At 32.5% G+C, this 13,512-nt stretch carries 8 protein-coding genes, 3 tRNA genes, 1 pseudogene and 1 CRISPR repeat array; of the genes and pseudogenes, 7 read left to right on the forward strand and 5 right to left on the reverse strand.

What is annotated here, in order from left to right:
• Positions 1-202 precede the first annotated feature (202 nt).
• Positions 203-325: a hypothetical protein gene (locus tag IP023_RS15855; RefSeq protein WP_262914427.1), complete on the forward strand. Its 123-nt coding sequence runs from the start codon at positions 203-205 to the stop codon at positions 323-325.
• A gap of 146 nt (positions 326-471) precedes the next feature.
• Here IP023_RS15855 and IP023_RS15135 read toward each other — a convergent pair.
• Positions 472-869, reverse strand: a pseudogene (locus IP023_RS15135) (transposase); the annotation flags it as partial.
• A gap of 267 nt (positions 870-1,136) precedes the next feature.
• Between IP023_RS15135 and cas9 the strand changes: the two are divergent.
• Genes cas9 through cas2 form a run of 3 tightly spaced genes read left to right on the forward strand, consistent with a single transcriptional unit; the run spans position 1,137 to position 6,676 of the window.
• On the forward strand, positions 1,137-5,426 hold the full coding sequence (gene cas9 / locus IP023_RS15140; protein WP_241791254.1) for a type II CRISPR RNA-guided endonuclease Cas9: 4,290 nt from the start codon (positions 1,137-1,139) through the stop codon (positions 5,424-5,426).
• A gap of 12 nt (positions 5,427-5,438) precedes the next feature.
• Entirely contained in the window at positions 5,439-6,335 is an 897-nt protein-coding gene (gene cas1 / locus IP023_RS15145) for a type II CRISPR-associated endonuclease Cas1 (RefSeq protein WP_241791255.1), read from the forward strand.
• 35 nt (positions 6,336-6,370) lie between these two features.
• Positions 6,371-6,676, forward strand: a complete 306-nt coding sequence (gene cas2, locus IP023_RS15150; RefSeq protein WP_241791256.1) for a CRISPR-associated endonuclease Cas2 — start codon at positions 6,371-6,373, stop codon at positions 6,674-6,676.
• Between the two features lie 117 nt (positions 6,677-6,793).
• Positions 6,794-8,206: a CRISPR direct-repeat array (repeat unit 46 nt; unit sequence GCTGTTGTAAATATCATTAAATCAAAGAATGAAAGCAATTCACAAC).
• Between the two features lie 1,290 nt (positions 8,207-9,496).
• On the opposite strand, the gene IP023_RS15155 is transcribed toward cas2, so the two are convergent.
• The 3 genes from IP023_RS15155 to IP023_RS15165 all read right to left on the reverse strand — a co-directional run bounded on the left by IP023_RS15155 (position 9,497) and on the right by IP023_RS15165 (position 10,622).
• Positions 9,497-9,584 (reverse strand) — tRNA-Ser (locus IP023_RS15155).
• Positions 9,585-9,692: 108 nt separating this feature from the next.
• On the reverse strand, positions 9,693-9,884 hold the full coding sequence (rpsU, locus tag IP023_RS15160; RefSeq protein WP_241791257.1) for a 30S ribosomal protein S21: 192 nt from the start codon (positions 9,882-9,884) through the stop codon (positions 9,693-9,695).
• A gap of 102 nt (positions 9,885-9,986) precedes the next feature.
• Entirely contained in the window at positions 9,987-10,622 is a 636-nt protein-coding gene (locus tag IP023_RS15165; protein ID WP_241791258.1) for an HAD family hydrolase, read from the reverse strand.
• A 79-nt stretch (positions 10,623-10,701) separates the two neighbouring features.
• On the opposite strand from IP023_RS15165, the gene IP023_RS15170 reads away from it, so the two are divergent.
• A tRNA-Ile gene (locus IP023_RS15170) sits at positions 10,702-10,775 on the forward strand.
• A 474-nt stretch (positions 10,776-11,249) separates the two neighbouring features.
• A tRNA-Ile gene (locus tag IP023_RS15175) sits at positions 11,250-11,323 on the forward strand.
• On the opposite strand, the gene IP023_RS15180 is transcribed toward IP023_RS15175, so the two are convergent.
• Positions 11,283-12,854, reverse strand: a complete 1,572-nt coding sequence (locus tag IP023_RS15180; protein WP_241791260.1) for a recombinase family protein — start codon at positions 12,852-12,854, stop codon at positions 11,283-11,285. The genes IP023_RS15175 and IP023_RS15180 overlap by 41 nt on opposite strands.
• Before the next feature lie 394 nt (positions 12,855-13,248).
• Between IP023_RS15180 and IP023_RS15185 the strand changes: the two genes are divergently transcribed.
• The coding region (locus IP023_RS15185; protein ID WP_241791259.1) for a transposase at positions 13,249-13,512 on the forward strand (264 nt) is incomplete at its 3' end.

Here is a 13,512-nt window from a genome sequence, read left to right on the forward strand (position 1 = left end):
AAGTAGATTTTTTAATAATGCATAGCATTGTTTTATCCTGATCTCTAGGTTGTCTAACTACAATCCTGACTTTTTAAAACAAATAGTATTATTATGAGTACTATAACCAATCTCTTTACTCAAAAAAGAGAATTATCAAAATAATATGTTTAAAATAAGCATTAGCATTTTATTAATTACATAAAGCATTAAACTTAAAATCATGAGCAAAAATCAAAAAAAAGAAAAAAGTACACATGAAAAGAAGCAATCTTCTTATCAAAAGGATAAAGATTCAAAGTCAAAGGAAATTGTTGTAAATGTTTTCAGCAAAAAAAAGAAATAGGTTAATTCTGGAGTTACACTCCCATCAGAAGTATTAGTTAAACAATTATTAGGCGGAATTTTTTACTTTTTCTGAAGTAATCACCTGACCATTTTTTTTTAAGATCATCTTTACTGGACTACCTAATGTTTTTAGGACTAATTTTCTCAAGCCACCTTTTTACTTATACGCTTTAATTTGACTTCCATTTCCAGCGGAGTTCGATAGCCTAGACTGGAATGTATTCTTTTTGTATAATACCATTTTATACTCAGCAATAGAATCAGATAATTGTTCCTAGGAAGCATATTTGAATCTATATAGCCACTCATACTTTATTGTTTTAAAGAAACTTTCGGCTACAGCATTGTCCCAACAATTACCTTTTCTACTCATGCTTTGTATTATCTTTCTATTAAAAAAAACGATTGCTCATTTTAGTTGAAGCATACTGGACGCCGCAATCTGAATGAAAAATGAGTCCTTGTTGAATATATCTGTTTCCTATTGCTGATTACCAAGCTTTAAGGATTGTATTCTTGGTCGTCATATCATCACTTAAAGACTGGACTGGCGATATCCTTTGCTGCAGAGTGCAGTAGTGAATGCCTATGGACCTAATTGTTTTTTAGGATATAATGATTTTTGAAAGTGGGTTTATTAAAAATAAAAAAGCCCCGAAGATAGTCGAGGCGCTAAATGTTTTCACAACGGAATAATCCTTATTGTGAATTGCTTTCAAGAACAAATATATAATATTTTATTATTCGTACAATAAAATGGCACTTATTTTTTTACTATATTCAACAATTGATAATTCCAATTATTAACTATGAAAAGAATATTAGGCCTTGATCTAGGCACCAACTCCATCGGATGGGCATTTGTAAAAGAAGCAGACAATAAAGATGAGCAATCTTCAATTGAGAAAATTGGTGCTAGAGTAATATCATTCGACAATTTTGTTAGCACTGAAAGTGGTAAAGAATCAAAAAATCCCGAACAAGATTTTAGAGGAGGTAAGGGTATTTCTCCGAATGCTGGAAGGACATTAAAACGTTCTGCTCGTAGAAATTTACAACGCTATAAGCTTCGTCGAGAAAATTTAACTGAAATTCTTAAAAGTAATAATTGGATAACGAATCAGTCTATTCTTGCAGAGAATGGCAATAAATCTACATTTGATACTTTTCGTTTACGTTCATTAGCTGCAGAAATACAGTTGGAGTTAGGCGATTTGTCACGTGTACTTTTGATGATTAATAAAAAGCGCGGCTACAAAAGTTCACGTAAAGTAAATAATACAGAAGAAGGAACTTTGATTGATGGAATGGAGGTAGCTAAAAAACTGTATCACGACAATTTAACGCCAGGTCAATTTGTATTAACATTGTTGAAAGAAAATAAAAATAAAACACCTGATTTTTATCGTTCTGATTTACAGAATGAGTTTGATAAAATCTGGAATTTTCAGAAGACATTTTATGCTGATATACTTATAGAAGGTTTAAAAGAGGAGTTGAAGGGTAAAGGTAAAGTTGCTACTTGGTCAATTTTGAAAGGTCCATTAAATCTAGTTGGTATAAAAAGGGACAAAAAACGTGATGAACAGAAATTAGAAAATTATCAGTGGCGCTCTGATGCTTTGGTTAAGCAATTGAATTTAGAACAATTGGCAATAGTATTACAAGAAATAAATGGTCAAATGGCTAATTCATCAGGCTATTTGGGGGCAATTTCTGACCGAAGTAAGGAACTTTATTTCAACAAACAAACAGTTGGTCAATATCAATATGCACAACTCGCTAATAATCCTCATTCACGGCTTAAAAAGCAAGTTTTTTATAGGCAAGATTATTTGGATGAGTTTGAACAAATTTGGAAAGTTCAAGCCAAAGGACGAGAAAGTATTTTCACAAATGTATTAAAAGCTGAATTGCGAGATATTGTTATTTTTTATCAACGTAAGCTTAAATCACAAAAAGGATTAATATCTTTTTGTGAATTTGAACAGCGTGAAATTGACGTTAAGGGAAAGAAAAAAACAGTTGGTTTGCGCGTTATTCCTAAGTCATCACCTTTGTTTCAAGAGTTTAAAATTTGGCAAAATCTTCATAATGTCAAATTAAAGAATAAGCTAACTAAAGAGATTTCACTATTAAGTCAAGAAGATAAACAAACGCTTTTTGATGAATTGAATTTGAAAGGAAACCTGCCTGCAACAGAAGTTTTGAAACTCATCGTAGATAAACCAAAAGATTGGGAAATCAATTATAAGGAATTAGAAGGTAACCGTACGAATCAAGCTTTATATAATGCATATCTAAATATTTTGGATATTGAAGGTTACGATGTACGTTCAGAATTGAAAATCAAGCTTAGTAAAGATGATATTTCATTGGCGGATTTGGAAGTTTCTTCTTCAGAAATAAAGGATATGCTGATCACTATTTTTAAGGATTTAGGAATTGATGTTAATATCCTTGATTTCAATTCGGAATTGGACGGCAAGACATTCGAAGAACAAGCTTCGTATAGACTATGGCATTTATTATATGCTTATGAAGAAGATGATTCTCCAACGGGAATGGAAACTTTACATCTATTGTTAGCACAAAAATTTGGGTTTACTAAAGAGCAAGCGAAGATAATTGGAAATGTAGCCTTTCAGGATGATTATGGGAGTTTGAGTGCAAAGGCAATTCGTAAGATTTTTCCCTATTTAAAAGAATTAGAATATAGTAAAGCTTGTATATTGGCTAGCTATCGACACTCAAAACATTCTTTAACCAAAGAAGAAATTGAAAATCGTCAATTGAAAACACGTTTGAACATTCTACCTAAAAATAGTTTGCGTAATCCTGTTGTAGAAAAGATATTAAATCAGATGGTCAATGTGGTGAACACGTTGATTGATACGGAAAATGATAAACTTGAAAAACAAGGATTATCGAGAAACTTTCAATTTGATGAAATTCGTATTGAATTGGCCCGTGAATTAAAGAAAAATGCGAAAGAACGTGAAGAATTAACCAAGGCTGTTAATGCTGGAAAAATAGATCACGAGAAAATTATCAAAATTCTTCAAACGGAAGATGGAATTAAATACCCAACGCGAAATGATATTATTCGATATAAATTGTATCAAGAACTGAAAACGAATGGCTATAAAGATTTATATACCGATCAATATATTGAGCGTAAGGATGTTTTTTCTAAAAAATATGACATAGAACATATCATACCGCAATCACGATTGTTTGATGATAGTTTTTCTAATAAAACATTAGTTCCTCGGGATGTTAATTTGAAAAAAGGAAATAAAACAGCTTATGATTTTATTTCAGATGGTTATGGCAATATAGCTTTAGAACAATATGTCTCTAGAATTGAAATTATGTTCAATCAAAAAGAAGAAAATATATCGAAAGCTAAATACAAAAAATTGTTGTTGAAAGGCCCTGAAATTGGCGAGGGTTTTATCGAACGAGATTTGCGCGATTCTCAATATATAGCTAAAAAAGCTAAAGAAATATTATTTCAAATCACAAAATCTATTGTTTCCACATCAGGTTCTATAACTGATCGTTTGCGTGATGATTGGGATTTAGTAAATGTGATGAAAGAATTGAACTTAGAGAAATATCGTTTAGCAGGATTGACAGAAATGCAAACTACTAAAGATGGACATCCAAAAGAAGTAATTGTAGATTGGACAAAACGAAATGACCATCGTCATCATGCATTGGATGCTCTGACAGTTGCTTTTACTAAACGATCACATATTCAATATTTAAATAATCTAAATGCTCGCCGAAACAATGAGTATGATAGTATTTCTAATGCTAAAGAAAGAACCTCAATAGAGATAAATAGTTTAAAGATTACTAGTAAAGATGCTCTAGGGATTGAAGAAAAGGAAACTAAAAAAATTAAAGATAGAAATGGAAACTATAAGCGAGTATTTAATGACCCCATTCCAAATTTTAGACAAATTGCCAAACAACATCTAGAAGCTGTTTTGGTTTCGCATAAAGCCAAGAATAAAGTAGTAACGAGAAATGTTAATACAATTAATGTTAAAAAAGGCGTTAAAAAGCAATTTGTACTTACACCTCGTGGTCAAATGCACAAAGAAACTGTTTATGGAAAAATAAAGCAATACGCTTTTAAAGAAGAGAAAGTTGGTGCAAAATTTGATGAAGCGACAATTACATTGGTTTCAAATCCTCAATATAGACATTTGTTATTGAAAAGATTAGCGGAAAATAATAACGATCCTAAAAAGGCATTTACAGGAGCAAATGCCTTGAGTAAAAAGCCAATTTTACTTAAAAATGGAGAAGCAATGCCTGAAAAAGTGAAATTAATGTGGTTGGAAGATGATTATACTATTCGTAAGGATATTAGTTCAGATTTGAAATTGGATAAAGTAATTGACGTAGGTATCAAACGAATTCTTCAAGCACGCTTGGATGTATTTAAAGGAGATTCAAAAAAAGCTTTTTCAGACTTAGAACAAAATCCTATTTGGCTAAATAAAGAAAAAGGAATTTCAATTAAGCGAGTAACTATTTCGGGTGTTAAAAATGCGGAAGCATTACATACTAAAAAGGACCATTTAGGTAATGAACTATTAGATGCTAATGGAAAAGTAATTCCAGTAGATTTCGTAAGCACAGGAAATAATCATCATGTTGCAATTTACGAAGATGAAAAAGGAAATTTACAAGAAAAAGTAGTTTCATTTTTTGAAGCTGTAGCCCGTGTGAATGCAGGATTGTCAGCTATAGACAAAAGCTATAATTCTCATTTAGGCTGGACGTTTAAATTCACTATGAAGCAAAATGAAATGTTTTTATTTCCTTCATCAGATTTCAATCCAACCGAAATAGATTTATTAACTAGCAAAAATCAAGCTTTGATAAGTAAGCATTTGTTTAGAGTGCAGAAGTTTACTATAAAGGATTATTTTTTCAGACATCATTTGGAATCTATAGTTGAAGATAATTCTAAACTTAAAAATATTACCTGGAGGCGAGAAGGTTTAAGTGGTATATCGGGTATTCTAAAAGTCCGAACCAACCACCTTGGAGAAATCATTCAAATTGGAGAATATTAAAGAATCTAAATTATGATTAAACGTACACTCGTATTTTCAAATCCTACTTATCTGTCTTTAGGAAATCAACAGTTGATTATTTCTTTTCCGGAGAAAGAAAAGGAAAGTAAAACTGTTCCAATAGAGGATATTGGTGTACTCGTGATGGAACATCAACAGATTACGATTAGCCATGCTGTTATAGCTGCAATGCTAGAAAATAATGTTGCGATTATATCTTGTGATAGTACACATATGCCTACAGGCTTACTCTTGCCATTAGACGGAGGGCACACGCAATCAGAGCGTTTTAGGTATCAGATAGAAGCTTCACTGCCTTTGAAGAAACAACTATGGCAACAGACGATCAGTGCTAAGATATATAATCAATCACGGGTGTTAGAGGAACTAGGACATCCTGTCGAAAATATGTATCGCTGGTCCAAAAATGTACGTTCAGGAGATCCTGACAATTATGAAGGAAGGGCAGCAGCATATTATTGGCAACATATATTTAGCCCATATTTAGAGTTTTATAGAGGGCGTTCCGGAGATCCACCTAACAATTTATTAAACTATGGCTATGCTATATTAAGAGCTATTGTAGCACGTGGGCTCGTGTCATCCGGACTGTTACCTACATTGGGTATTTTTCATCGTAATAAGTACAATGCATATTGCTTGGCAGACGATATCATGGAACCCTATCGCCCCTATGTTGACAAAATTGTATATGCAATCGTAGCGGAAGGATTAGATTATGGGGAGCTTAATACAGAATTAAAGATACGCTTATTACAGTTGCCACAAGTAACCGTACGATTTGAAGATATTAGCAGTCCATTATTAGTTGCTATCTCTAGAACCACTGCATCCTTAGCGCGATGTTTTGAAGGAATTAGTAGAAAAATTAATTACCCTGAATTATAGTTAATGTCGTGGACAGGCTTAATCAATATAGAGTTTTGTGGATTTTAGTATTTTTTGATTTACCTACAGAAACGAAGAAAGACCGTAAAGCACATGCACAATTCCGTAAGGATATCATGCGTGATGGCTTTACGATGTTTCAATTCTCGATTTATCTACGCCACTGTAATAGTAGAGAGAATGCAGATGTCCATGTGAAGCGGGTCAAACGTTCCTTGCCCGAAAAAGGAAATGTAGGGATATTGACGATAACGGATAAACAATTTGGAGATATCGAATTATTTCATGGACAAAGTGTAAAAAAGAGACCTGATACGCCGCAACAATTGGAATTATTCTGAGAAATAGGATGTTAGAAAATGTATTAGCTTATAAAAAATCCAAGTTATAAAATTGGATTTTTTATAAGCTAATTTTTGATTTAAATAATTGACTTAAAGAGCTTTAATGAACTGTATGCTGTTGTAAATATCATTAAATCAAAGAATGAAAGCAATTCACAACGAAAAAAGAAGGTAAACCTAAGATTAAAGAGCTGTTGTAAATATCATTAAATCAAAGAATGAAAGCAATTCACAACTAGGACGTATGGATAGAAAAGGAGATGTTCGCTGTTGTAAATATCATTAAATCAAAGAATGAAAGCAATTCACAACTACATAGTGGCATCAAAGAAACGAACTTTCGCTGTTGTAAATATCATTAAATCAAAGAATGAAAGCAATTCACAACTAACGCCTGATAGCAATTAAGGGAATCGCCGCTGTTGTAAATATCATTAAATCAAAGAATGAAAGCAATTCACAACTTAACAACTTAATGGCATTGCCGATACCAGGCTGTTGTAAATATCATTAAATCAAAGAATGAAAGCAATTCACAACGTGTATTTTGGCATACTATACGGATAGGTGCTGTTGTAAATATCATTAAATCAAAGAATGAAAGCAATTCACAACGATTTTGACGAGTCAGTTTACAAGGAATTAGCTGTTGTAAATATCATTAAATCAAAGAATGAAAGCAATTCACAACTATTCGGGGCAAGTGCCAATTGAATTAACTGCTGTTGTAAATATCATTAAATCAAAGAATGAAAGCAATTCACAACAGTAGTCAAGATAGCGTACAATTGTTATCAGCTGTTGTAAATATCATTAAATCAAAGAATGAAAGCAATTCACAACTACGATTTCTTTCATACTAAACTTTGTTTGGCTGTTGTAAATATCATTAAATCAAAGAATGAAAGCAATTCACAACTAGACGGCGGTTTAAATACGGCGGCTAAATGCTGTTGTAAATATCATTAAATCAAAGAATGAAAGCAATTCACAACGTGGAATCAACGCTAAGGATATTTTTATAGCTGTTGTAAATATCATTAAATCAAAGAATGAAAGCAATTCACAACGTATAGCAGCCTGACCATTGATGACAGCTTGCTGTTGTAAATATCATTAAATCAAAGAATGAAAGCAATTCACAACTTCAATAAACTATGTAACTGAAGAAGAAAGGCTGTTGTAAATATCATTAAATCAAAGAATGAAAGCAATTCACAACGTGTGAAGCCTGTGACATCCAAAGTTTTACGCTGTTGTAAATATCATTAAATCAAAGAATGAAAGCAATTCACAACAATTATTAGTCAATTCTCCAAAAGTTGTAGGCTGTTGTAAATATCATTAAATCAAAGAATGAAAGCAATTCACAACCTAAAGCGTCACCTAAACCTTGCATTGCGCGCTGTTGTAAATATCATTAAATCAAAGAATGAAAGCAATTCACAACAGTGCGTACGGGGTTAGTATATAAGTGTAGGCTGTTGTAAATATCATTAAATCAAAGAATGAAAGCAATTCACAACGTGCTGAATTTACCAAATAATTCCGGATATGCTGTTGTAAATATCATTAAATCAAAGAACCGACTCCAAGGAGCTCATCTATTCAATTAAAGATATACAATACATAGATAATGAAAGCAATTCACAACCGATATCAACTATTTTCACCCATCCAGTTAGCTGTTGTAAATATCATTAAATCAAAGAATGAAAGCAATTCACAACATTTCTTGTAACGTTGGAATAGTAGCCATAGCTGTTGTAAATATCATTAAATCAAAGAATGAAAGCAATTCACAACATAACACTGGTCTTAATGTCCTTTCACCTCGCTGTTGTAAATATCATTAAATCAAAGAATGAAAGCAATTCACAACATTATCAAGATTTCTAATCATAATCATTTCGCTGTTGTAAATATCATTAAATCAAAGAACCGACTGCAAGGAGCTCATCTATTCAATTAAAAACATACAATACATAGATAATGAAAGCAATTCACAACCACCTCTAGCGACTACCTCCGATATATGAGCTGTTGTAAATATCATTAAATCAAAGAACCGACTGCAAGGAGCTCATCTATTCAATTAAAAACATACAATACATAGATAATGAAAGCAATTCACAACTTAGATATTGCTGATTATCTAAGCTCTCCGGTTGTTGTAAATATCATTAAATCAAAGAACCGACTGCAAGGAGCTCATCTATTCAATTAAAAACATACAATACATAGATAATGAAAGCAATTCACAACACTTTGCAATTCTTTTACTTCTACATAACGGCTGTTGTAAATATCGTTAAATCAATGAACCGACTGCAAGGAGCTCATCTATTCAATTAAAAACATACAATACATAGATAATGAAAGCAATTCACAACCCAGCCTTTCAGCATTCAGGAAATCACCAAGTTGCTGTAAATATCGTTAAATCAAAGAACCGACTGCAAGGAGCTCATCTATTCAATTAAAAACATACAATACATAGATAATGAAAGCAATTCACAACTTAGATATTGCTGATTATCTAAGCTCTCCGGTTGTTGTAAATATCGTTAAATCAATGAACCGACTGCAAGGAGCTCATCTATTCAATTAAAGACATACAATACATAAATAATGAAAGCAATTCACAACGACTGCGACCAATCGACATCGTTACGCTTTGTTGTTGTAAATATCGTTAAATCAAAGAACCGACTGTAAGGAGCTCATCCCTTGTTTGCACTATTAAAACTCTTGTATACTATTAGGTAAGTTCATAAAACTAAAAAAGCAGCTTATTACAGCTGCTTTTGGCTTTTGCGGAGAGGGCGGGATTCGAACCCGCGATGCAGTCATCCCGCATACAGACTTTCCAGGTCTGCTCATTCAACCACTCTGACACCTCTCCTTTATTGTGATGCAAAAATACACTTTTATTTGACTTTAAAAAGGAAAAAGTGAAAAAACAAAAAAACCGATTCTAAGAATCGGTTTTCTGTATGATAGCTAAACAAAATTAACCATTATCTTGGTTTAATCCTTGTTTATAAATAGCTTTCTTAACTTGAATGCGACGAGTTACAGACTTCTTCTCGTAAGCTTGACGAGAGCGTAATTCACGTAATACACCAGTTTTCTCAAATTTCTTTTTGAAACGCTTTAATGCTCTATCTAAAGATTCACCTTCTTTAACATTTACGATAATCATAGTTCCTGTATACCTCCTTCCCTTTGTAAAATTCTTTGTGCTGCAAAGGTAGAATTAATTCTTAAATAAGGGAAATTTATTTGAAATAATATTCAACAACAATTATTCTAATAATTTCCACTCTTTAACAATCTCTTCCAAGGGATGTTCCATGCTACATAAAGCGGTATGTATGCCTAATGATTCTGCTGTCTTGAGGTGCTGTGGGCTATCGTCAATAAACAAAGTTTCTTCGGGTAACAAGCCCTGTTCATGGAGTACAAATTGGAATATATCTTCATTAGGCTTACGCATTCCTACCAAATGAGAGTAATAGGTTTGTTCAAAAAAAACACTATTATCTTCTATGCCATAATCCGATTTTATGGATGCCATACAATGCGCATAATGTATGGCATTATTATTACTCAATAAAAAAGTACGGTACCTTTCCTTCAATTGCAACAGAATTTCATGTTTTCCTGCAGGCACACCTATCAATAGCGCGTTCCAAGCATGATCAATTTGAGCATCTGAAAGAGACGCATTATTAGTCAATTTGCGGATGCCATCACGAAAATCTGCAGAACTAATCACTCCCTTGTCAAAATCATCAAATAATTTGATTTGACCACTGTGGGCAAATATTTCACCCACATTGGGTATACCTAATTGATTAAAAGCATGTTGTAATTCGATAAAGTCTATCATGTATATCACGTTACCATAATCGACTAAAATATTCTTAATTTTTTGCATATAAAATTTGGTTATTTAAATACAAATATCCATATTTGCATCGTGAAAAGGGAATAAAAATCCTTTAAAAACAAAGCCTGCTCCTATAGCTCAGTTGGTTAGAGTAGAAGACTCATAATCTTTTGGTCACTGGTTCGAGTCCAGTTGGGAGCACTGAAATCCTCACAGAAATGTGGGGATTTTTTGTGAGCAATATCCACATATATAGGGATCGATAAAATATATTAAAAAATTCCGTAAATTGACTATTGGCTACTCTCCTTTTTTCATAGTCAATGGGCTTCTATTAAGCTACAACTATATATGAATATATGCACAAGTCTTAAAGGATTTATTAAATAGAGTCAATTAAATGCCACTACAACAAGCTGCATAAGAATAATACCTGCTTCAATAAGAATTCAATCAGCACTGATGCTAGTAATATCTAAATTAAACCGCTAAAAATCATATTAAGCAGAAATACAACACTATCAAACAGTTATATCAATGAATGCATAATAAACATATCTATGATCCAAAAAATCCGATATTTTTATCAAAAAATAGGTAAATAATTTTTTATTTTTAAAAACAAATCTTCATCTTTGCAACGTCAAAAGGATCAATATCCTGGCAAAGATAACCGCTCCTATAGCTCAGTTGGTTAGAGTAGAAGACTCATAATCTTTTGGTCACTGGTTCGAGTCCAGTTGGGAGCACTAAACCGGAAAAATGAATATAATTGTCATTTTTCCGGTTTTCTTTTTTACACAACTGCTTATTTATCAACATTATACAACTAGCAATATTATTCATTCTAGCGGTTCGATAATTAATTCCATTAAACTCTAATTTTTCAGGGAATATCGAACCAATTATTGAACGCTTAGTATCTATACTCCCTTTAATGTACAATGAACCTATATTTTCTAAGTTTTCGAGCGCATTCTCCAAAGATTTATCAATATTAATCTTTTTGATGTTGTCACCAATTTTTCCGAGCTCATCCTCTAAAGATTCTATTTGTTTTTTATACTCCTTTTTCAAGTCAAGATATTCATTATCATCAATTACTTCAGAAAGAAGCTTATTTCTAGCCATACTCAATTTTGAGTTTAAGTGTTCTATCTCCTTTATCAAACTAGCTTTTTGATCGTATGGATTCTGAACATATCTCTTGTAATTTTCTAAAAGTAATTTTTTTACAACTGTAGCAGCCGTCTTATTTAATTTAAAATTTTGAATAACATTTTCAAAAATACCATTAGCTATATCTGCTCTATATCTAAAACCACAAGAAGAAACACAGTGATAGTAGTAATAACGCCTACTCCTTCCAGTTGATGCGCTTCCAGTAAGAAGGCGCCCGCATTCAGAACAGCCAAGAAAACCCCTTAAAGGTAAATTAGAATCAGACAACACCTTTACATTTAACCCTATATCCTTTTTATAACCATGAATAACTTTCTGCACCTTATCAAAGAGCTCCTTTGTAATTAAAGGCTCGTGCTGACCTTTTACGAAATAAGCTTCTTCATCTTGATACTTACTTATATAGACGAAACCATAATATAGTGGATTACGTATAGCCCCATAGAATGCACTTTTCTTCATATGCGTTCTATAATTCTCATTCATCTTTAATCGAATTTGGTTAACTGCATATACACCTTTTGCAATTTCGTTGAAAGCCCAACGCATAGCAGAAGCTTGCGGCTCTTGTACTGCAATATATTTACGCCCATCCTCCCGACTCCTATTAATATAACCAAATGGAGCAGTTCCCATCATACGCCCTTCTTTACGTGCTCTACGCATTCCATTAAATGTATTTAATGCCCTCCTATCATTTTCTACTTCTGGAGCTGCTAAATAAATAGCCAACATCATTTTATTCTCTGGCACCAATAAATCTAGAGGTTGCTCTATTGCATGTGGCTCAACACCTAATTTTCTAAGTGTATTAATCATTTGATAGGCATCGCCAGCATTACGACTAAATCGATCCCACTTAGTAAATATTACTAAATTAACTTTGCAACTTTTAACTTTTTTAAGAAGATTTAATAGTCTAATCCATTCAGGACGAATAAAAGTTTTCGCAGAATGATCCTCATACACTATATTTTCTACAGCTATATTATTCTGTAAACAATACCTAGTTAAACGTTCTTCTTGATCTCTTTGTGAATAACCTTTATCAGCTTGCTCGTCAGTAGAAACACGAACATATAAACAGGCTCTTTTCATAGTAAATAGTTTTAGGAATATAATTATACCTTAGGAATACTCTACAAAGCTAAGCTTTAATCCACTATATATCAAAGTTTTCCTTAATAAGCATTAGTGTGTAATTAGTTAAAAAATCTAATATATACTCGGCGTCTTCTGTAGAAATATCAATACTATCATTCATAAATATTCGTTTAACATCATCAACAGACATCTTTTTAAATTCGCTTTTTAATTTCATAATAAAATTATTGGAGTATAAACCTTCATATGATGTTATGTAGCAATTAATAAAATATAATTGCCACATAACGTCATAATTAAATATTTGGAATTGAGAAAATGGAAAGCAAGTGTAATCTTCCCTAAAAAACGCTACGATTAAAAATGTAGTTTTATTAAATTAGGGATTATGAAAAAGAGTAAATTCAGCGAGGTTCAAATCATTAAGATTTTAGCTCAACAAGAACAAGGGGTACCAGTTTCGGACATTTGCCGAGAGCATAGTATTAGCCAAGGGACATTTTATGGTTGGAAGAGTAAGTATTCAGGGATGGAAGCTTCGCAACTTAAACAGATGAAGGACATGGAGCGAGAATTAGCGCAATATAAGAAGATCGTTGCCGAGCTAACGCTTCACAATACCATTTTGAAGGATGTTATAGAAAAAAAGCTC

Source organism: Sphingobacterium rhinopitheci (assembly GCF_022627575.1).
Classification (GTDB): Bacteria; Bacteroidota; Bacteroidia; order Sphingobacteriales; family Sphingobacteriaceae; genus Sphingobacterium; species Sphingobacterium rhinopitheci.